This window comes from Delftia sp. ZNC0008, assembly GCF_000799035.1.
GTDB classification, from domain to species: domain Bacteria; phylum Pseudomonadota; class Gammaproteobacteria; order Burkholderiales; family Burkholderiaceae_C; genus Comamonas; species Comamonas tsuruhatensis.
On sequence record NZ_JTKZ01000460.1, the window covers coordinates 1 to 20,421 of the forward strand.

The 20,421-nt window shown below is 68.7% G+C and carries 19 protein-coding genes and 1 pseudogene; 9 read left to right on the top strand and 11 right to left on the bottom strand.

The features are described from left to right. A pseudogene (locus L995_RS15270) lies at positions 1–663 on the bottom strand (sensor histidine kinase); the annotation flags it as partial. Positions 664–749: 86 nt separating this feature from the next. On the opposite strand from L995_RS15270, the gene L995_RS15275 reads away from it, so the two are divergent. The 3 genes from L995_RS15275 (at position 750) to L995_RS15285 (ending at position 4,173) form a co-directional block, all read left to right on the top strand. After that, on the top strand, positions 750–1,760 hold the full coding sequence (locus tag L995_RS15275) for a cation diffusion facilitator family transporter (protein ID WP_047472499.1): 1,011 nt from the start codon (positions 750–752) through the stop codon (positions 1,758–1,760). Continuing rightward, positions 1,757–2,227: a D-aminoacyl-tRNA deacylase gene (dtd, locus tag L995_RS15280; RefSeq protein WP_034366821.1), complete on the top strand. Its 471-nt coding sequence runs from the start codon at positions 1,757–1,759 to the stop codon at positions 2,225–2,227. The genes L995_RS15275 and dtd overlap by 4 nt, the downstream gene beginning before the upstream one ends. Before the next feature lie 122 nt (positions 2,228–2,349). Next, on the top strand, positions 2,350–4,173 hold the full coding sequence (locus L995_RS15285; protein ID WP_047472500.1) for a dipeptidase: 1,824 nt from the start codon (positions 2,350–2,352) through the stop codon (positions 4,171–4,173). Between the two features lie 126 nt (positions 4,174–4,299). Here the strand turns inward: L995_RS15285 and L995_RS15290 are convergent, their stop codons facing one another. Continuing rightward, complete coding sequence (locus tag L995_RS15290) at positions 4,300–4,695, bottom strand: hypothetical protein (RefSeq protein WP_047472501.1); 396 nt, start codon at positions 4,693–4,695, stop codon at positions 4,300–4,302. A gap of 109 nt (positions 4,696–4,804) precedes the next feature. Here L995_RS15290 and L995_RS15295 point away from each other — a divergent pair, with 109 nt between their 5' ends. Next, on the top strand, positions 4,805–5,176 hold the full coding sequence (locus tag L995_RS15295; RefSeq protein ID WP_047472502.1) for an Arc family DNA-binding protein: 372 nt from the start codon (positions 4,805–4,807) through the stop codon (positions 5,174–5,176). A gap of 28 nt (positions 5,177–5,204) precedes the next feature. Here L995_RS15295 and L995_RS15300 read toward each other — a convergent pair whose 3' ends face one another. Both L995_RS15300 and L995_RS15305 read right to left on the bottom strand, forming a co-directional pair. After that, positions 5,205–5,963 carry a sulfite exporter TauE/SafE family protein gene (locus L995_RS15300; RefSeq protein ID WP_012203149.1) on the bottom strand — a complete coding sequence of 253 codons (759 nt, stop codon included), beginning with the start codon at positions 5,961–5,963 and terminating at the stop codon, positions 5,205–5,207. Positions 5,964–6,153: 190 nt separating this feature from the next. After that, entirely contained in the window at positions 6,154–7,098 is a 945-nt protein-coding gene (locus tag L995_RS15305) for a LysR family transcriptional regulator (RefSeq protein ID WP_047472503.1), read from the bottom strand. A gap of 118 nt (positions 7,099–7,216) precedes the next feature. Between L995_RS15305 and L995_RS15310 the strand changes: the two genes are divergently transcribed. From L995_RS15310 to acuI, 3 genes are read left to right on the top strand one after another with little or no spacing between them, the layout of a single operon-like run. Next, positions 7,217–8,188 carry a tripartite tricarboxylate transporter substrate binding protein gene (locus L995_RS15310; protein ID WP_047472504.1) on the top strand — a complete coding sequence of 324 codons (972 nt, stop codon included), beginning with the start codon at positions 7,217–7,219 and terminating at the stop codon, positions 8,186–8,188. A 22-nt stretch (positions 8,189–8,210) separates the two neighbouring features. Continuing rightward, positions 8,211–9,467, top strand: coding sequence for a CaiB/BaiF CoA transferase family protein (locus tag L995_RS15315; RefSeq protein ID WP_047472505.1), 1,257 nt, complete (start codon positions 8,211–8,213; stop codon positions 9,465–9,467). Between the two features lie 42 nt (positions 9,468–9,509). Next, positions 9,510–10,496 carry an acrylyl-CoA reductase (NADPH) gene (acuI, locus tag L995_RS15320; RefSeq protein WP_047472506.1) on the top strand — a complete coding sequence of 329 codons (987 nt, stop codon included), beginning with the start codon at positions 9,510–9,512 and terminating at the stop codon, positions 10,494–10,496. Between the two features lie 24 nt (positions 10,497–10,520). On the opposite strand, the gene ybeY is transcribed toward acuI, so the two are convergent. Then, positions 10,521–10,979: an rRNA maturation RNase YbeY gene (gene ybeY, locus L995_RS15325; protein WP_016446534.1), complete on the bottom strand. Its 459-nt coding sequence runs from the start codon at positions 10,977–10,979 to the stop codon at positions 10,521–10,523. 76 nt (positions 10,980–11,055) lie between these two features. Next, on the bottom strand, positions 11,056–12,027 hold the full coding sequence (locus tag L995_RS15330; protein ID WP_016446533.1) for a PhoH family protein: 972 nt from the start codon (positions 12,025–12,027) through the stop codon (positions 11,056–11,058). Between the two features lie 125 nt (positions 12,028–12,152). On the opposite strand from L995_RS15330, the gene ruvA reads away from it, so the two are divergent. Continuing rightward, a complete protein-coding gene (ruvA, locus tag L995_RS15335; protein ID WP_016446532.1) occupies positions 12,153–12,725 on the top strand; it encodes a Holliday junction branch migration protein RuvA in 573 nt (190 codons plus the stop codon). 7 nt (positions 12,726–12,732) lie between these two features. Continuing rightward, positions 12,733–13,818, top strand: coding sequence for a Holliday junction branch migration DNA helicase RuvB (gene ruvB / locus L995_RS15340; protein WP_047472507.1), 1,086 nt, complete (start codon positions 12,733–12,735; stop codon positions 13,816–13,818). A 7-nt stretch (positions 13,819–13,825) separates the two neighbouring features. Here ruvB and L995_RS15345 read toward each other — a convergent pair whose 3' ends face one another. The 5 genes from L995_RS15345 to L995_RS15365 all read right to left on the bottom strand — a co-directional run bounded on the left by L995_RS15345 (position 13,826) and on the right by L995_RS15365 (position 20,389). Then, positions 13,826–14,542 carry an MgtC/SapB family protein gene (locus L995_RS15345; protein WP_012203158.1) on the bottom strand — a complete coding sequence of 239 codons (717 nt, stop codon included), beginning with the start codon at positions 14,540–14,542 and terminating at the stop codon, positions 13,826–13,828. Positions 14,543–14,605: 63 nt separating this feature from the next. After that, on the bottom strand, positions 14,606–17,374 hold the full coding sequence (mgtA, locus tag L995_RS15350; RefSeq protein ID WP_047472508.1) for a magnesium-translocating P-type ATPase: 2,769 nt from the start codon (positions 17,372–17,374) through the stop codon (positions 14,606–14,608). A gap of 18 nt (positions 17,375–17,392) precedes the next feature. Then, the gene (locus L995_RS15355) at positions 17,393–17,812 is read right to left on the bottom strand and encodes a hypothetical protein (RefSeq protein ID WP_047472509.1); all 420 of its coding nucleotides are present in this window, start codon (positions 17,810–17,812) and stop codon (positions 17,393–17,395) included. 214 nt (positions 17,813–18,026) lie between these two features. Further along, a complete protein-coding gene (locus L995_RS15360; RefSeq protein WP_016446528.1) occupies positions 18,027–18,263 on the bottom strand; it encodes a hypothetical protein in 237 nt (78 codons plus the stop codon). 290 nt (positions 18,264–18,553) lie between these two features. After that, positions 18,554–20,389 carry a lysoplasmalogenase family protein gene (locus tag L995_RS15365; RefSeq protein WP_047472513.1) on the bottom strand — a complete coding sequence of 612 codons (1,836 nt, stop codon included), beginning with the start codon at positions 20,387–20,389 and terminating at the stop codon, positions 18,554–18,556. Positions 20,390–20,421: the final 32 nt, after the last annotated feature.

Sequence of the window (20,421 nt, forward strand, 5' to 3'; positions counted from 1 at the left end):
CCGCGTGTCCAGCGGCTGGCGCAGGTGCAGCACCAGAGGCTGGCTGGGCGAGGCCAGGGTCTTGCTCACCTCCCACGACCATGTGTTCCAGCCGTGCGCGGCGGCTCGGCCCGGCTGGATCACGAATTCCTGCCCGCCCAGGGCCAGCCATGCGCGCACCGGGCTGGTGGCGGGCGGCAGCGGCCACTCGTCGGCGGGAATCGTGGCGCGCAGGTCCAGCAGCAGCGCGTAGCTGGCCGGCAGCCCGGCCTGCACCAGGTACAGCCGGCCCCGGACCAGGTCGGCCAGGGCCAGTTCGGCCTGGCCGCTGGCCTGGGAGCGGCGCTCGGCCTCGGCCATGCCGGGCGGCCAGGTCTCGGGCCAGGGCTCGCCTGCGGTGGCCGCGCGGCGCGCCACATCCAGCACCTGGGGATACAGGCGCTGCAGCTGCCTCCATGGCGCCTGGCCGGATGCGGGTTGGCGCGGCTGCAGCAGGGCCAGCGTGCCCAGAATGGCGTCGTGCTGCACCATGCGCTGGCTCAGCAGCCGGTGGGCAATGCGGGCATCGGTGTCGAAGACCTCGCGCAGCGACTGCAGGCGCCCATGCGCCAGCCAGGCCGCGCCACAGCCTGCGGCCACGGCCCAGGCCAGCACCCACCCCGCTGATCGCTGCCATCCATTCATGGCGCGGATTCTGTCATGCGGCTCGCGCACGCGGTGGGCACGCGGTGGTCTAATCCGAAGCACCCCCCCACGTACCGCAGCGCAGCATGGCCGAACCCACTCCCTCTACTGCCAACGCTCCCGCCCCCGCTTCCGCGGCCGGCTGGATGGCGCCGCACAGCCTGCTTCGCATCTCGGTGGCCGTGGCCCTGCTGACCATCGTGCTCAAGACCCTGGCCTGGTGGCTGACGGGATCGGTGGGCCTGCTGTCGGATGCGCTCGAATCCTTCGTCAACCTGGCCGGCGCCGTGTTCGCGCTGACCATGGTCACCATCGCCAAGCGGCCGGCGGACACCGACCATCCCTATGGGCACCACAAGGCCGAGTACTTCTCTGCGGGCTTCGAGGGCATCCTGGTCATCGGAGCCAGCCTGGCCATTGGCTGGGCGGCGCTGGCGCGGCTGTGGAACCCGCAGCCGCTGGAGCAGCTGGGCTGGGGCCTGGCGCTGTCCGTGGCCAGCTCTGCCCTCAACGGCCTGCTGGCCGTGGCCATGCTGCGCTCGGCGCGCCAGCACCGCTCCATGGCGCTGGAGGGCGATGCCCGCCATCTGCTCACCGATGTCTGGACCTCGGCCGGCGTGGTCATCGGCCTGATGGGCGCAGCGCTCACAGGCTGGCTGTGGCTGGACGCGGCCGTGGCCATCGGGGTTGCGATCAACATCTGCGTGCAGGGCGCGCAACTGGTCTGGCAGTCTTCCCAGGGCCTGATGGACCAGGCCCTGGACGCGCCCGAGCGCCTGCGCATCGACGCCGTTCTGGACCGCCACGCGCGCCGCGCGCATGGCGTGGTCTTTGACAACATCTCCAGCCGGCGCGCCGGCGAGCGCAGCTTTGCCGACCTGCACATGCATGTGCCCGGTGACTGGAGCGTGGCCCGCGCCGCGCGGCTGCGCACCGAGATAGAGGCCGAACTGCTGCAGGCCGTGCCCGGCCTGTACGCGCGCATAGAGCTGCTGCCGCTGGGCATGCAGACCGCCATGGAAGCCGCCATCGAGGCGGCAGGCCAGGCGGACACTTCTTCCCCATCCACCGACAAGAACCCGAACCCCGAACCATGATCAGCATCCTGCAGCGCGTGCAACAGGCCCGCGTGGAAATCGATGGCCAAGTCGCCGGCAGCATAGGCCCTGGCCTGCTGGCCCTGGTCTGCGCAGAGCGCGGCGACACCGAGGCCGAAGCCGACAAGCTGCTGGCCAAGATGCTCAAGCTGCGCATCTTTGCCGACGACGCGGGCAAGATGAACCGCAGCGTGCAGGACCTGGACGGGCAGGGCGCCTGCGGCGGCCTGCTCATCGTCAGTCAGTTCACGCTGGCGGCCGACACCGGCGGCGGCAACCGCCCCAGCTTCACGCGCGCCGCGCCACCGGCCGAGGGCGAGCGCCTGTACGACTACATCGTCCAGCGGGCGCGCGCCCTGCATCCCGACGTGGCCACGGGCCGCTTCGGGGCCGACATGCAGGTGCACCTGCTCAACGACGGGCCCGTGACCATCCCGCTGTCGATAGCTCCGGCCACCGCGGCATAGCGCGCCGCAGACCTGCTGTTCTGGGGCGGATTCTGGCGCGATCTGCGAGCACGTCCTGGCCGGAAAAGGGCTGCAAAGACCGTATTCTTGCGGCCTCAGCATTCATCGACAGACCGACGACCATGAAGAACCATCCGTTCAAAGCCTCCACCCTGGCCCTTGCCATGAGCATGGCCCTGGCGTGGAGCGGCGCGGCCGGCGCCGACACCCTCAAGAAGCCCGCGCTGGACGCGCTGGCCCAGGCGCAGCCGGCACCTACCGACTTCGCCAGCTTCCTGAAGCAGGCCGCGGCCGCGCAGCCTGCCATCGCCCAGGCCGTGCAGCGCCATGCCGCAGGCGCCGCGCTCACGGGGGATGAACTCAACCACATCGCCCGCCTGCTGGGCCTGTACACGCGGCTGACGCAGGAGCGGGCCGTGCTGGCCAGCATCGAGCGCATGGTCGCTCTGCCCACGGTGCGCGACCCCAAGGTGCCGCCGCACGAAAGCCCGGCCATCCTGGCCTTCGGCGAACTGGTGCAGCAGATGGCCAGGGACTTCGGCCTGCAGTACCGCAACGTGGACAACCGCATCTTCGAGGTCACCCTGCCTGCGAACGCAGCGAACGCGGGCACGGATGAATTCGGCATCCTCACCCATGCCGACGTCGTACCTGCCGTGGCCGCCGAATGGGTGCTGGACGGCAAGCAAATCAACCCATTCGAGGTTACCTTTGTGCCCGGCAACAGCGGGCTCACCCTGATGAGCCATCCCCCGGTGCTTGTCCCACCCATGCCTGATCGGATCTACGGGCGCGGCACCATCGACGACAAGGGCTCCATCGCCACCGTGCTGTTCGCCATGAAGGCCGTCAAGGACAGCGGCCTGCCCCTGTCGCGCGGCATACGCCTCATGATCGAGACCACCGAGGAAACCGGCGGCGACGCCATGAAGTACTACCAGGGCAAGACCACGCTGCCTGCCTACAACATCGTGCTGGACAGCAAGTACCCAGCCGTCGTCGCGGAAAAGGGCTCGGGCGCGCTCAAGGCCGTGTTCGACGACGTGAAGACCGACCCCGCCCGCCCGGCCATCACCGCCATGGCCGGCGCCGCCTCGGCCAACGCCATTGCCCAGACCGCCACCGCCACCATCACGGCCAGCGACGAAGCCGCCATTGCCGCCATCGCCGCGCGCCTGCAGGCGGCCAAGGGTGACTTCACCACCAGTTATGCCGGGCAGGGCGGACCGTTCACCATCGACATACAGCACAGCGGCGCGACGGCCACCGTCAAGGTCACGGGCACCTCGGCCCACGGCTCGCGCCCCGAGGAAGGCGTCAACCCCGTGCCGCGCCTGACGCTGTTCCTGCAGCAGGTGCTCATGCCCACCGATGGCGTGGCCCTGGTCCAGCCCAATGCCTACAGCAACGCCCTGCGCTACATCAACGGCGCCTTCGGCCTCGACTACTTCGGCAAGCAGCTGGGCGTTGCCTATGCTGACGACTTCATGGGCCCGCTGACCCTGTCGCCCAACCTCATCAAGGCGGCCGACGGCAAGCTCGAAGTCACCACCAACGTGCGCATGCCGCGCGGCAAGACGCCCGAGCAACTGCGCACCGAAGTCGAGCAGCGCATCACCCGCTGGAGCGAGGCCGCCAAGGTTCCCCTCACCCTGCAGTACACCCAGGGCAACTGGATGGCGCGCGACCCCAAGGGCGCCTGGCTGTCCACCCTGCTCAACATCTTCGGCGACACCACGGGCCTGGACGCCAAGCCCGTGCCCACGGCCGGCAGCACCACGGCCAAGCTCATGCCCAACGCCATCAACTTCGGCCCCGCCATGCCCGGCAAGAAGTACACGGCGCACAACGCGCTCGAATACAAGGAACTGCCCGACCTGCGCGCCGACATGCAGATGTTCACAGAAATGCTGGTGCGCATCGGGAATCTGAAGCAGATGCAGTGACATTCTCCGGCTATTGAAATGCGAAAGCGCCTTGTGAAAGCAAGGCGCTTTTTTTCGTCCAATTCCGCCCAGTCATTCGACACATGAAAGCCGACTGCCCTGGATGCGGCACAGGCCTGCCTGCCCTCAACCTTCCGGACCATGCTCCGCGTATTCCACAAAGGACGGTGCTTCATCAAACAGTTGCAAGAGCAGTTTCAGGTGCCGGGCGTAGAGGCTCTGTGGCCGGTTGAAGGCCTGGGCGGCCAGGGCGATGGCTGCGCGGGCGAGGTACCACTCGTTGTCGAATTCGCTGGCGTCCTCGAATACCTTGTGCCGAATTTGCCGGATGTGATTCAGCGCCAGGTCTGCGGCCAGGTCCACCTCGACATCCGTGTCATGCCAGTCCATGTCGGCACAGCGTGTTTCGATCAGGGCAACCAGCCCCATCTCTGCGCGGGCAATGGACAGGGCGATCATTTGCTGCATGGTGGGCCAGGCAGCGGTGTCTACTGGGTGCGACTGCTTGGACGCGGCATCCATGTCGGTAACTCCTCCCGATTCGGTATTGGTGCGTGGCGAGCCACTCTGAATCTATTAGATATCTGTGATTGTTTGATGTCAAATAGATTCTTTGTCATGAATCTTTCTGATGTCCAGAATCTGGCGGATGACTGACAAGCAAGTGCCGTCCTACCCGTTGCGTATGCCTGTGGAGCTGCGTGAAAAGCTCACCCTCGTTGCCAAGAACAACAATCGCAGCGTGAACGCAGAAATCATTGCGAGGCTGGAGAGCAGCCTTGACGCAACCGGCGCCAAAGCAGACTTTGGAAAGGATGTGGCCGTTCGGTCCGCGATGGCGGCGTCGCTTGCGGATGTGGCCGTTTTGACGCTGACCCAGGACGAGTCATGGAAAGAGGACGTCGCACGCAGGGTTGCTGAAAGCCTGCGTGCAGTGCCTTTGGTGTCTGCTGAGACGGATGCACAGCCGCCAAGGCCCAGGCAGCGGCCAAGAAAGGCCTGAGCCGCGGCCCTTCTTCAAAAGCCCCGCCTCACTGCCGCCAGAAAAACACCCCCGCCATCACCAGCCCCGTCAGCACGATGCCCGCGCGCAGCCATTCGGGCGGGATGCGGCGCGCCAGGCGGGCGCCGCCGTAGCCGCCTGCGGTGGCGGCGATCATCATGACCAGGGCCTGCTCCCACTGCACGACGCCGCCGGCCGCATAGATGGCGACGGCAATGGCCGTGAGCAGGGCGGAGACCAGGTTCTTCATGCCGTTCATGGCATGCAGCCTGGTCTGGCCCAGCAGGCCGAACAGGGCCAGCAGCAGGATGCCCAGGCCGCCGTTGAAGTAGCCGCCGTAGATGGCCACGGCCAGCATGCCGGCGCCGGCCTTCAGGGGCGATGCATGGGCGGCATGCTCGGCGCTGCCGCGTGATGCCATGCGCCTGAGCTGGGGCGCGAAGGCGAACATGGCGGTGGCGGCCAGCAGCAGCCAGGGGACGACCTTGCGGAACAGGTGGTCGGGCGTGACCAGCAGCAGGGCCGCGCCCAGCGAGCCGCCGATGAGCGACAGCACGATCACGCCGCGCATGCCCAGGCCGGGCGGCGGCTCCATGTCCTGGCGAAAGCCCCAGGCACCGGCCATGTAGCCGGGCAGCAAGGCGACGGTGCCGGTGGCGTTGGCGGCCACGGGCGGCACGCCGGTGAAGACCAGGGCGGGCAGGGTGAGGAAGCTGCCGCCCCCGGCGACGGCATTGAGCGCGCCGGCCACGAAGGCGGCGCTCATGAGCAGTGCGATGTCCCACATGGGTGTTGTCTCCTCCTGGAGCCGGGCATCGGCAGGCCGCCGTGGCCTTGCGCGGCCAGGCCGGTGTTATAGGTCGAGGCCGATCTTAGTGCCGGACCATCGGCCGGGCTGTCGCACCGGCATGGCGGCAGGGTCAGGGCTGCTTTGCGCAAAAGGACAGGATCGCGCCGGCGTGGTGGCCACCAGGCGACTAGGGCGGCTCCACCACCGGGCCGGGCAGGCCCAGCGTGGCGCGCAGCAGGGCGACGCGCGGGTTGGCGACGGCGCTGCGGTAGATCAGCGCCACGGGGCCCATGGAGATGGCGGGTGTGACATGCACCCTGCGCACCCCCAGCGACCGGGGCGAGGCCTGCAGCGTGGAGTCGGGCACGGCGCTGAGCCCCAGGCCGGCCCGGACCAGTTGCAGGTTGGTGAAGGGGCTGGTGGATTCGATGACGGGCGTGGGCGCGATCACGCCTTCGCGGCGGAACACCTCTTCCATCATGCGGCGCAGCATGGAGCTGCGCGTGGGCAGGATCCATCGCTGGCGCGCCAGCTCCTCCCAGCGGTTGCTGCGCGCGTGGCCTGCAGGGTGGTCCGGCGGGGCGATGACGGTGAAGCCGGTGTCGAACAGTTTTTCGTAGCGCAGCGGCTGGCCTGCAGCCTCGGGCAGTTCGGTGGGGTAGCTGGTGATGAGGGCATCGAGCTGGCCGTCCAGCAGGCATTGCACAAGCAAAGGCACGCGCTCTTCCTTGAGCTGTACCCGCACATGGGGCTGCTGTGCGGCCAGGTCCGCCAGTACGCCGGGCAGGTAGCCCTGTGCCACGAAGGGCGGGGTGCCGATGCGCAGCAAGGTGATGGCGGGTTGCTGGGCGGTCTCGCTGCCCAGATGGCGCAGCTCGGCCAGCAGCATGGCCGCGCCGCGGATGGCGATCTCGCCCTGGGCCGTGGGTTCGAGCCCGCGCGCATTGCGCAGGAACAGCGTCACGCCGAAGGCCGCCTCGATCTCGCCCAGGGCCTTGCTCAGCGCGGGCTGGGTCAAATGCATGAGGCCGGCCGCGGCGCGCAGGCTGCCTCCCTGGTGCAGGGCCAGCAGGAGCTGCAGGTGCTTGAAGCGCAGCCTCGACAGCAGGCGTTGCGGGTCGAAGTCGTGCATGTTCCCAGGGGTGGAGTGATTACCGGAGGTTTGCCATCCATCCAAACATATCACTATTGGAAATGGGCCTGCCGTTCTATCGTGACCCCACGACGACAAGCGACAAGGAGACAGGACCATGGACAGACGCGTCTTTCTGGCAGGCAGCCTGGCGGCTGCCGCGCTTCCGCTGGTGCGGGCCAGCGATTTTCCGAGCCGGCCGGTGCGGGTGATTTCCCCGTATGCGGCGGGCGGGGGGCCTGATGTGCAATTGCGCCAGGCCGGCCCGGTGCTGGGGGAGATCCTGGGGCAGTCCATCGTGATCGAGAACAAGGTGGGCGCGGCCGGCGTGCTGGCCGCGCAGTATGTGGCGCAGCAGCCCGCCGATGGCTACACCTGCCTGATGGGCTCCAACACCCACCTGATCCAGAAGCTGCTGCAACCGGGCCTGCGCTTCGACCCCATCGGCGACTTCACGCCCGTCAGCAACCTGGCCTCATCGCCCACGGTGCTGGTGGTGCGTGCCGATGCGCCCTGGCGCACGGCCCGGGAGCTGATCGCGGGGCTGAAGGCCCAGCCGGCGCAGGCCAACTACGGCTCGGGCGGCATAGGCACTTCGGCCCATCTGGCGGGCGCCACGCTGGCCTCGTTGGCGGGCCTGCAGGTCACGCACATACCGCTCAAGGGATCGGTGGAGATTGCGGCATCGCTGATCCGCGGGGATACGCAGTATGCGTTTCCGGTGGCGGGCACCGGCATCCCCCAGGTGCAGGGCGGCAAGCTGCGGGCCCTGGCGGTGACCAGCCGGAGGCGCCTGGCGCAGCTGCCCGAGGTGCCCACGCTGCAGGAGGTGCTGGGCAGCGAGCTGGCGGTGCAGGAGTCCTGGTTCGGGCTGTGGGCTCCGGCCAGGACGCCCCCTGCCGTGGTCGAGCGCCTGCACGCTGCCGTGCGCCAGGCCACCGCCCAGCCAGCGCTGCGCGCCTCGTTCGAGGCTGTCGGCAACGAGGCCACGGCCAGCGCTTCGCCGCAGGCCTTCGCCGATTTCGTGCGCAGCGAGAACCGCAAGTGGGCCGCCATCATTGAGCTGGCCGGCATCACCGCCAACAGTTGAACCAGGGAAAGGCAAGACGGGTATGGACAAGCCGCTGCAAGGAGTGCGCGTCATCGACATGTCGCATGTGATCGCGGGGCCGCTGGCCTCGCACTACCTGGCCCAGCTCGGGGCCGAGGTCATCAAGGTCGAGCCCACGCGTGGCGAGGTCATGCGCAACAGCCGGGCGCCCGGCGAGCCCGGGGGCGGCATGCCTTCGGGCTTCGTGGCGCTCAATGCGGGAAAGCGTTCGCTGGCAGTGGACATCCGCCAGCCCGAGGGTGCGGACATCGTGCGTGCCCTGGCGCGCACGGCCGATGTGTTCATCGAGAACTTCCGCCCCGGCGTGGTGGCGCGCCACGGCCTGGGCTACGAGGACATCCGGGCGGTGCGTCCCGACGTGGTGTATTGCTCCATCTCTGGCTTTGGCCAGCAGGGCGAGTGGGCCGGGCGGGGCGCCTATGACCATGTGGTGCAGGCGCTCACGGGCATGATGATGATGGCGGGGGGCGACGAGGAAGCGCCGCCCGTGAAGGTGGGCTTTCCCGTGATCGACGTGGCGGTGGGCATGCTGGGGGCGCTGTCGGTCACGGCGGCCCTGCACCAGCGCAACGCCTGGGCGCCTGGCGAGCGGCGCAGCCAGCACATCGATGCCTCCATGCTGCAGGCCTCGCTGATGCTGATGTACCCGCATGCCTGTACCTATCTCACCCATGGCGTGGAGCCGCGGCGCGTGGGCAACCGCGGCTATACGGGGAGCCCGGCGGCCGACACCTACCGGTGCGCCGACGGCTGGCTGTCCACGGCCGCCAACACGCCGCAGCAGTTCCGCAGGCTCGCCGGCGTGCTGGGGCTCGATGCCCTGTGCGAGGACGCCACGCTGCTGGACCTCGATGCCTTCAATGCGCCCGAGGGCGGCTTTGTCGCCGCGCGCGATGCGTCCGCGCTGCAGCGGCTGCAGGCCTGTCTGGCCGAGGCCTTCGCCGCACGCAGCGCACGGGACATGGAAGCCCGGCTCAACGCCGTGGGCGTGCCTGCCGCCAGGGTGCGGCGCCTGGGTGAGTTCCTGGGCGAGGCCCGCGCTGCCGGCACCGTGTCACCTGTGAGCTATGGCGCCGGCGGCGCTGCGGTGGACACTCCGGGACTGGGGTTCCGGTGGATGGATGCCGAGCCCGTGCCGGGTGCGCCGGCCCCCGTCCTGGGCGATGGCAACCTTGCGCTGCTGCGGGAGCTGGGGATGGCGGACGAGGCCATCGCCCGCCTGTGCCGCAGCGGCGTGCTGGGCGCGCCGCAGTCCTGATTGCCTTTGGATTTTCTTTGCCACTGCCTTGCTGGAGACCCCATGTTCAAAGCCTTGCTGCTGACCCAACCCGTACCGCGTGAAACCCGTGCCGAGTGTGTGGAGCTGGACGAAGCCAGCCTGCCCGCCGGCGCGGTGCGCGTGGCCGTCTCGCATTCCACGCTCAACTACAAGGATGCACTGGCCATCACGGGGCGCTCGCCCGTGGTGCGCCAGTTCCCCATGGTGCCGGGCATCGACCTGGCCGGCACGGTGCTGGACAGCGAGGACGCGCGTTTCCAGCCCGGCGATGCCGTGCTGCTCAACGGCTGGGGCGTGGGCGAGACCCACTGGGGCGGGCTCGCCCAGCAGGCGCGCGTGAACGGCGACTGGCTGATCCGCCGGCCCGAGGCCTTCAGCGCACGGGATGCCATGGCCATAGGCACGGCCGGCTATACGGCCATGCTGTGCGTGATGGCGCTGCAGGCGCATGGCATCACGCCCTCCAGCGGCCCGGTGCTGGTGACGGGAGCCAATGGCGGCGTGGGCAGCATTGCCGTGGCCCTGCTGTCGCGCCTGGGTTTCGAGGTGCACGCCGGCACCGGGCGGCCCGAACAGGCCGAGCACCTGAAGGCGCTGGGCGCGGCGCGGATCGTGGAGCGCAGCAGCCTGGATGCGCCCGGCAAGCCGCTGCAAAAGGAGGTCTGGGCGGCGGCCGTGGACAGCGTGGGCAGCCATACGCTGGCCAATGTGTGCGCCAGCCTGCGCTACGGCGGCTGCGTGGCGGCCTGCGGGCTGGCCCATGGGCTGGACCTGCCGGCTTCCGTGGCACCGTTCATTCTGCGCGGCGTGTCGCTGCTGGGCATCGACAGCGTCTATGCGCCGCAGGCGCGGCGCGAGCAGGCCTGGGCGCGGCTGGCCGCCGAACTGCCGCGCGAGGTGCTGGAGCGCAATACCGAAGAGGCGGGCCTGGCCGATGCGGTTGCGCTGGCGCCCCGGCTGCTTGCCGGCCAGGTGCGCGGCCGGGTCGTCATCGATACGGCGCGCTGAGGCCCGCGCGGGGCCTGGTGCCGCCTACTTGGCGTAGGGGTCGGCAAAGCCCAGCTCGACCATGATCTCGGTCTCGTAGGCTTCCATTTCCTCAGCGTCCTGCTCGCTGGTTTCATGGTCCCAGCCCTGGGCATGCAGCGTGCCGTGCACCAGCAGGTGGGCGTAGTGCTCCTCCAGCGTCTTGTTCTGCTCGCGCGCCTCGCGCTCGACCACGGGGGCGCACAGCACCAGGTCGGCCATGGCGGTGGGCTCCTGCTGGTAGTCGAAGGTCAGGACGTTGGTGGCGTAGTCCTTTTGCCGGTACTCGCGGTTGAGCTGCTGGCCTTCCTCGGCATCGACGATGCGCACGGTGATTTCGGCATCGACGGCCAGGGCGTGGCGTATCCAGCGCGTGACCTTGCTGCGGGACAGCACGGCGCGGTGGGCGGGTGCCTCGGCAAAGCGCGCGAATTGCAGGGACAGTTGCAGTTGGTTCAGGGACATGGGGGAGTGCGTGGGCGTGTGCTTGGGCTTGAGCTTTGGAGCGCCCGTGGGCGGGCGTCTGCTGTGGCTGTCGGGATCAAGGCGCTGCAAGGCGCGGTGCGGCACGGCGTGCCGGGGCCTGGCCGCGTGCGTCGTAGGCGTCCACGATGCGGGCCACCAGCGGGTGGCGCACCACGTCGGCGCTGGTGAAGTGGTTGATGGCGATGCCCTTGACGCGCTTCAGGACGCGCTCGGCATCGATCAGGCCGCTCAGGGCGCCCTTGGGCAGGTCGATCTGGCTGACGTCGCCCGTGACCACGGCGCGGGCACCGAAGCCGATGCGCGTGAGGAACATCTTCATCTGCTCGGGCGTGGTGTTCTGCGCCTCGTCCAGGATGACGAAGGCGTTGTTCAGCGTGCGCCCGCGCATGAAGGCCAGCGGCGCGATCTCCAGCACATTGCGCTCGAAGGCCTTTTGCACCTTCTCGTAGCCCATGAGGTCGTAGAGCGCGTCGTACAGCGGGCGCAGGTAGGGGTCGACCTTCTGCGTGAGGTCGCCGGGCAGAAAGCCCAGGCGCTCGCCCGCCTCCACGGCCGGGCGCGTGAGCACGATGCGCTGCACGGCGCTGCGCTCCAGCGCGTCCACGGCGCAGGCCACGGCCAGGTAGGTCTTGCCGGTGCCGGCCGGGCCGATGCCGAAGGTGATGTCGTGGCGGGCGATGTTCTCCAGGTAGGCCGACTGGTTGGCCGTGCGCGCGCGCAGGTCGGGGCGGCGCGTGGACAGCTGGATGGCGTCCAGGGGCTGCTCGATGAGTTCGGTGTCGCCGGCCAGCATCAGTTGCAGGGAGTCGTCCAGGATGGGGTCGTCGGCCATCTCGTAGAGGGCCTGCAGCAGCTCCAGTGCGTCGTTGGCCTTGGCCTTGGGGCCGTCGATCTTGAATTGCTCGTGGCGGTGGGCGATCTTGACGCCCAGGGCGATCTCGATGGTGCGCAGGTGCGCGTCGGCCGGGCCGCACAGATGGCTCAACCGGTTGTTGTCGTGGGGTGTGAAGGTGTGGCGCAGGATCACGCGGATAATTCCAGAGATTCCGGGCGGCGGCCAGCGCGAGGGCGTGGTGCCATACCCTGTGAATGGGCCGGCGTTCGGTTGCGGACGGGCATGAAAAGCCGCCCCTGGGGCGGCAAAGGACACCAATGATAGGCAAATTGACAGGAACGCTGCTGGAAAAAAACCCGCCCGAGGTGCTGGTGGACTGCGGCGGCGTGGGCTACGAGGTGCAGGTGCCCATGAGCACCTTCTACAACCTGCCGGCCAGCGGGGCCAGGGTCAGCCTGCTGACGCACTTCGTGGTGCGCGAGGATGCGCAGCTTCTGTACGGCTTTGGCACGCACAGCGAGCGCCAGGCGTTCCGCGAGCTGATCAAGATCACCGGCATCGGCCCGCGCATGGCGCTGTCGGTGCTCAGCGGCATGAGCGTGGAGGACCTGGCCCAGGCCGTGACGCTGCAGGAGGTGGGCCGCCTGGTCAAGGTGCCGGGCATCGGCAAGAAGACGGCCGAGCGCCTGCTGCTGGAGCTCAAGGGCAAGATCGGCGCCGATACGGGCGCGCAGTCGCTGTTCGTGAACAACGACCAGAACGACATCGTGCAGGCGCTGATGGCGCTGGGCTATTCCGACAAGGATGCGGCCGCCGCGCTCAAGAAGCTGCCGCCCGACGTGGGCGTGACCGAAGGCATCAAGCTGGCGCTGAAGGCGCTGGCCAAGTGAGCGGCGCATGAGCATCCATACCGACGATTTCGGGCAGGGAGGCTTTGCGCAGGGGGGCTTTGCGCCCGACAAGGCACCGGAAAAGCCGCGCATGATTTCGGCAGCGCCGGTCTCGCGCGGGGAAGAGGCCATGGAGCGCGCCCTGCGCCCCAAGCTGCTGCAGGAGTACGTGGGCCAGGCCAAGGCGCGCGAGCAGCTGGAGATCTTCATCGGCGCGGCCCGAAAGCGCAGCGAGGCGCTGGACCATGTGCTGCTGTTCGGCCCGCCGGGCCTGGGCAAGACCACGCTGTCGCACATCATCGCGGCCGAGCTGGGCGTGAACCTGCGCCAGACCAGCGGCCCGGTGCTGGAAAAGCCCAAGGACCTGGCGGCGCTGCTGACCAACCTCGAAGCCAACGATGTGCTGTTCATCGACGAGATCCACCGCCTGTCGCCCGTGGTCGAGGAAATCCTCTACCCGGCGCTGGAGGACTACCAGATCGACATCATGATCGGCGAAGGGCCGGCGGCGCGCTCCATCAAGCTGGACCTGCAGCCGTTCACGCTGGTGGGTGCCACCACGCGCGCGGGCATGCTGACCAACCCGCTGCGCGACCGCTTCGGCATCGTGGCGCGGCTGGAGTTCTATACGGCCGAGGAGCTGGCGCGCATCGTGCGGCGCAGTGCAGGCCTGTTGAACGCGCCCATCGATGACGAGGGCGCCTTCGAGATCGCGCGCCGCTCGCGCGGCACGCCGCGCATTGCCAACCGCCTGCTGCGCCGCGTGCGCGACTATGCCGATGTGCGTGGCGACGGAAGCATCACGCGCGAGCTGGCCGACCGTGCGCTGGCCATGCTCGATGTCGATCCCCAGGGTTTCGACATCATGGACCGCAAGCTGCTGGAGGCCGTGGTGCACCGCTTCGACGGCGGCCCCGTGGGCCTGGACAACATCGCGGCCAGCATCGGCGAGGAGGCGGGTACCATCGAGGATGTGATCGAGCCCTACCTGATCCAGCAGGGCTTTTTGCAGCGCACGCCGCGCGGGCGCATGGCGACCCAGGCGGCGTACCGCCACCTGGGCCTTCCCGTGCCGGGCGACGACGCCAGCTGACGCAGGCTCATTCCTCCGTGCCGGCGTTCCAGAAGGCCTGCAGCACGCCGGGCAGGGCCTCGATGGCGGCGATCACGCGGTCCAGCTCGTCGGAGTCCACCGAGGTGGCGTAGAGCATGGCCTCGATCTCCGTGTCCTGCGGCCCGAAGGCATGGGTTTCCACGCCGCGCACGGGGTAGCTGGCGTTCTCCAGCAGCTCCAGCATCTGCTCGCGCACATCGCCCTGGGCGCCGCGGTGGCAGATGGCGTAGACGTAGTAGGTCGACTCCGTGGATTCGTCATCCACCGGGCGGCGGTTGATGCGGTTGACCACGGGGCGCAGCAAGGTGTTGCTGGCCAGCACGAACAGCGTGGCCAGGCCGGCCTCGGCCACCAGGCTGGCGCCCGCGCAGGCGCCCACGGCGGCCGAGCCCCACAGCGTGGCCGCCGTGTTCAGCCCGGTGATGTTGGCCCCTTCCTTCATGATGGCGCCCGCACCCAGGAAACCCACGCCCGAGACCACGTAGGCCACCACGCGCGTGGCGCCCTCGGCCCCGCCCAGGCGCACGGCCAGGTCCACGAAGACGGCCGCGCCCACGGCGACCAGGGTGTTGGTGCGCAGCCCCGCCGTGCGCTGGCGCACCTGGCGCTCCAGGCCGATGAGGGCGCCGAACACGAAGGCCGTGGTCAGGCTGACGAAGGTGTCCAGCATGGCGCCGGGGTTGAGGTTCTGCAGGGCCTGCATGGGGTTCCGGGCTTTCCTGGTGAGTGGGTTGAAGGAGCGTTGAAAGAGGCGCTGAAGGGTGCGTCACTGCCAGCCGTAGCGGCGGATGTAGACGCGCTTGAGCAGCGTGGCCAGGCAAGCGTAGCCCAGCAATATGGCAATCATCCACGGGAAGTAGGCCGCCGGCAGCGCCTGCAGCTTCAAGTAGCCGGCCAGCGGCCCCATCGGCAGGAATATGCCGGCCGCCATCACGGCCGCCGTGGCCAGCAGCAGCGGCCAGGAAGGGCGGCTTTGCAGGAAGGGGATCCTGGGCGTGCGGATCATGTGCACGATCAGCGTCTGCGTGAGCAGCCCGATGACGAACCAGCCCGACTGGAACAGCGTCTGCTGCTCGGGCGTGTTGGCGGCAAAGACGAACCACATCAGCGCGAAGGTCAGGATGTCGAACAGCGAGCTGATGGGCCCGAAGAACACCATGAAGCGGCCCAGGTCGGCCGGGTTCCAGCGCAGCGGCTGGCGCACCAGTTCGTCGTCCACGTTGTCGAAGGGGATGGCGATCTGCGAGAGGTCGTACAGCAGGTTCTGCACCAGCAGGTGCAGCGGCAGCATGGGCAGGAAGGGGATGAAGGCCGAGGCCACCATCACCGAGAACACGTTGCCGAAGTTGGAGCTGGCCGTCATGCGGATGTACTTCAGCATGTTGCTGAAGGTGCGCCGGCCCTCGATCACGCCCTGCTCCAGCACCATCAGGCTTTTTTCCAGCAAGATGATGTCGGCCGCCTCCTTGGCGATGTCCACGGCGCTGTCCACGCTGATGCCGATGTCGGCCGCGCGCAGGGCCGGGGCGTCGTTGATGCCGTCGCCCATGAAGCCGGTGATGTGGCCGTTGGCGCGCAGCGCATGCACGATGCGCTCCTTGTGCAGCGGCGTGAGCCGGGCGAACAGCTGGTGCCGTTCCACGGTCTGGCGCAGCATCTCGTCGTTCATGTGCTCGATCTGCGTGCCCAGGATGATGTGGTCTGCGGGCAGGCCCCCAAGTCCGACATCGCGGCAGACCTTGGCGGCCACCAGTTCGTTGTCGCCGGTCAGCAGCTTGACGGCCACGCCGTGCGCGGCCAGGGCGGCCAGCGCCTCGGCCGTGGTTTCCTTCGGTGGGTCCAGGAAGGCGATGTAGCCGATCAGGGTCAGCTCCGACTCGTCGGCCACGCCGTAGTCGCTCTTGTGCGGCGGCACTTCCTTCATGGCCACGGCGACCACGCGCAGGCCTTCGCGGTTGAGTTCGCGCGTCACGCGGCGCACGCGGGCCAGCTGCTCCTCGTCCAGCGGGCGCGTGCCGTCGCCTTCGCGCAGCCGGGTGCAGGTGCCCAGGATCTCCTCGACCGCGCCCTTGCAGATCAGCTCGTGGTGGTGGTTGCGTTCGGCCACCACCACGGACATGCGGCGGCGCTCGAAGTCGAAGGGGATCTCATCGACCTTGCGGTAGTCCTCGGCCACGCGCATCTGGGTGTGCAGCTCCACGTGTTCCAGCACGGCATGGTCGAGCAGGTTCTTCAGGCCCGTCTGGTAGTGGCTGTTGAGGTAGGCGAAGCGCAGTGTCTCATCGCACGGCTGGCCGAAGGCGTCGGTGTGGCGCTCCAGCACGATGCGGTCCTGGGTCAGCGTGCCGGTCTTGTCGGTGCACAGCACGTCCATGGCACCGAAGTTCTGGATGGCGTCCAGCCGCTTGACCACGACCTTGCGCCGCGAGAGCACCACGGCACCCTTGGCCAGGGTGGAGGTCACGATCATGGGCAGCATCTCGGGCGTCAGGCCCACGGCCACGGACAGCGCGAACAGGAAGGCCTCGGCCCAGTCGCCCTTGGTGTAGCCGTTGATGAACAGCACCACGGGCACCATCACGGCCGCAAAGCGGATCAGCAGCCAGCTGACGCTGTTGACCCCGGTTTCGAAGGCCGTGGGCGCGCGGTCGTTGGAGGTCACCCGCGTGGCAATGGTGCCGAAATAGCTGCGGTTGCCCGTGGCCAGCACCACGGCCAGCGCCGTGCCCGAGACCACGTTGGTGCCCATGAACAGCAGGTTGCTGGCGTCCAGCACGCCGGTGCCATTCGATGCACTGGCGTCGGCGCGCTTTTCCACGGGCAGGGATTCGCCGGTCATGGCGGACTGGCTCACGAACAGGTCCTTGGCGCTGAGCACGCGGCAGTCGGCAGGAATCATGTCCCCGGCCGACAGCACCACGAAATCGCCGGGCACGACCTCGCGCAGCGGCACCTCGTAGCGGCGCGCCTGCTGGCCGAAGCCGCTGTGCGGGGCGTCTGCGGAGTCGGCATCTGCAGGAGCCGTGGGGCCGCCATTGCGGCGCAGCACCGTGGCCGTGCTGCTGACCATGGCCTTGAGCCGCGCGGCGGCGCGGTTGGAGCGGCCTTCCTGCACAAAGCGCAGCAGCGTGGACAGCAGCACCATGGAGGCGATGACGACCGTGGCCTTCATGTCCTCCGTGGCGTAGGAGACCACGGCCAGCAGCGTCAGCAGCAGGTTGAAGGGATTGCGGTAGCAGTACCACAGGTGCAGCCAGCCGGGCAGCGGCCTTTCGTGCTCGACCTCGTTGGGGCCCAGACGTGCAAGCGCGGCGCGGGCCTGCTCGCGGGTCAGGCCGTCCTCGCTGGAGCTGGTGCGCGCCAGCACGGCGGCGATGTCATCGCGCGAGGCGCGCAGCAGCTCGCGCGTGAGGGTCGGCGATACCGGGCGCGAGTGGTGCACGGCCGTGCCCGAGGGCAGGGCATTGCGCCGGAACAGCCCCAGGGCATGGCGGCTGCGCAGAAACGCCTGGAACAGGTGCTTGAGGGCTTTCATGGCGACCTCCCTGGCGGCTCAGGCCTGGCTCGAACGAAGGGTGGCGTGCAGCCAGTGCCAGTTGCGCTGGCAGGCGCACAGCAGGCGGCGGCGCAGCGGCGGGCGGGCCACGGTGGCCGACTGCAGCCATTGGCGCCGTGCATGGGCTGGCAGATGGCGGTAGACCTCGGCGCGCTCCTGCGCCGCCAGCAGGGACAGAACGTCGGCCTGCTGGCGCTGCGTGAGCGCCACGAGGGCATGGGCGAAGAGGTCGGGGCCGTGTTGCTGCAGCAGGGTGTGCAGTTGCCCGGTGTGGCGTGCCGCAATGGCGGCTTGCAGGGCCAGCTGCAAGGTGCTGGCGCGGGTGGTGTGGGAGGTGCGGCTGGCGCGCGTGGAGACGGGTGCTGTTGCGGGCGTGGCTGCGGGCATGGTCCGCAGCGCGGTGATGACGTGTTGCATGGCGGGCTTCTTTCGTTGCGGCCGAAAGAAGCCCGGCACCTATCCGTCAATGGACGTGCGCGGGTCTCCCGGCCGGGGCCTTGGGAAGGGGCGGAAGGGCCGCAGGCATGTGCGGCCGGACCGTATCGGAGGGGTCAGGGCAAGATCGACTCGGATCGGGGTCCATGGGGGAACTCCTTTCTGACGATGGGGCGGACAAGGCTGCGGCGCGCGCTCAGCGCGGCTGCAGGCTCAGAAAGCTGCGGATGCGGTGCGTGGGCCAGTGGGTCTGCAGGTCCAGGTGCATGGCGTGCTCCATGGCCGATGGGGCCTGGGCCTGCATCTGTGCCTGTGCCTTGGCCTGCATTGCTGCCTGGGAGGCAGCCACGCGCGTGCCGGTGGCGCCGGGGCAGGGCGCGGCAGTGGCAGGCTGCAGGCGTTGCATTGCGGGGCGAGCGAACGGTGTGGACATGGCTTTCTCCTTGGCGAACCAGGAAGACTGCCGCGGGCAGGGCCGTCAAGCAGCGTGGGCCGGGCGCTGCAACGGGGCAGGCACGGACACGCGGTCAGTGAACCACAGCAACTGGAATCTCAGGTGCAGGCGCGGCATGCATGATGCAAGCCAAATGCCACTGCAGCGCCGGGCGGGCGCGAAGATCCAAGGGGAAACGCAGCAATGGATGGAAGCCGACCGACATGGCCGCTCCCATCACAGGAGTCGGTCAGTCAGCCAGCAGCGTAGCCATTGCGGCGCGCTGTTTGTCACTGGTTGAACTGGCACTGTCCACGGAAGGACTCCTGAAAATGCGATCCGGCCATTGTGCCTTGCGAGCTGCCTCGGGTCAACCCTGATGTCGATGCGCCACGGGCCAGCCAGCCCTGCACGATCAGCAACTGCGCCGCGTAGTAGGTGGTCAGCACGGCGGCTTGCGCCCCGTCGAAAGGCTGCACGAAGCGGTTGATGGCCAGCAGCGAGTCGCTGACCATGAAGAAGCAGGCGCCGATGGCCACGGTCCAGGCGGGCTGGCCGCCCAGGTGCCTGGCGCGGCCCAGGGCCTGGGCCGCCATCAGCGCAATGACCAGCACATAGGCGGCCACGGGCAGGCGCAGCGCGGCGGGCAGCCCGCCCTGCCAGAGCACGGCATACATGGCAACGCCCAGGGCCAGCGTGGCGGCCAGCGAGGGCCGGTGCGCAAACCAGGGCGCATCCTGGCGCAGCAGCACGATATAGGCCAGGTGGGCGAGCAGGAAGCTGGCCAGGCCCGGGATGAACAGATCGGGCAGCATCAGGAACACGTCGCCCGCCATCGAGGCCGCCAGCGCCGCGGCCAGCCAGCAGGCGCCGCGCGCGGGTTTCGCCAGCGCCGAGAACGCCGCGCTGCCGCGCCACAGCTGCATGACAGCGATCAGCGCAAAGACCATGGCCAGCGGCTTGAACAGCCAGTGCCAGTGCAGCATGTCCAGCACGCTGGTGGCGGTGGCCAGCGCGCCGGCCTCGATGGCCAGGGCCACCCACAGGCTGATGCGCCCCTGCATGGCCGCGCCCAGTGCCCACTGGCAGGCCAGCAGCACGCCAAACCACAGCGCATTGCGCGCCGTCGAGGACTGGTCGGCATGCCACAGAAACAGCGACACCCCGGCGATCAGCGCCACGAACTGCAGGCCTGCAAACCAGCGCAGGCCGCGTTCCATCCCCGGTGCGTAGAGCACGCGGTGCGCGTCCAGGTCGAAGGCCGGCCTGGGAAAGCGCTGCGCCACATCGGCGGGGCGCCATCCGGGCGGCTTGAGCCAGACGCGCAGCTTGTCGCTCCAGCGCCGCGCATGCCAGCTGTCATGGATGAGTTGCCGGTACACCACGGCGTTGGCCCACAGCGGATCCCAGCTTTGCAGCAGGCCGCGCGTGCCGTAGACACAGGGCTCGCTGTCGTCCTCGGGCTTGAAGGTGCCGAACATGCGGTCCCAGACGATGAGGATGCCGCCGTAGTTCCTGTCCAGGTAGCAGTCGTTGACGGCGTGGTGCACGCGGTGGTTGCTGGGCGCGCAGAACCAGCGGTCGAACCAGCCCAGGCGCCGCACCTGCTCGGTATGGACCCAGAACTGGTAGAGCAGATCGATCAGGCCCACGATGGCAAACACCAGCGGCGGCACGCCGGCCAGCGCCATGGGCAGGTAGAACAGCCAGCCCAGCAGCGCGCCCGAGCTGGTCTGGCGCAGCGCCGTCGACAGGTTGTAGTCCTGGCTCTGGTGGTGCACGGCGTGGGCTGCCCACAGCACGGCCACCTCATGGCCCATGCGGTGCAGCCAGTAGTAGCAAAAGTCGTAGAGCAGCAGGGCCAGCAGCCAGCCGGGAATGCTGGTCCAGAAGGCGTCGTTGCGCCACAGCGCCACATGATCGAAGGCCAGTGTGTACAGACCTATGCGCAGCAGCTGGGTGAAGACGGCGCTGGTCTGGCTGAGCATGCCCAGGCTGATGGAGCTGACGGCATCGGCCAGCCGGTAGGCATTGCGCCCCCGCCACAGGCTCACGCCCCATTCCAGCGCGATCAGCAGCAAAAAGGCCGGCGTGGCGAAGACGATGATTTGGCTGGGTGAGGGCATCATGGCCTGCCAATTCTGGACAGGGCCGTTGT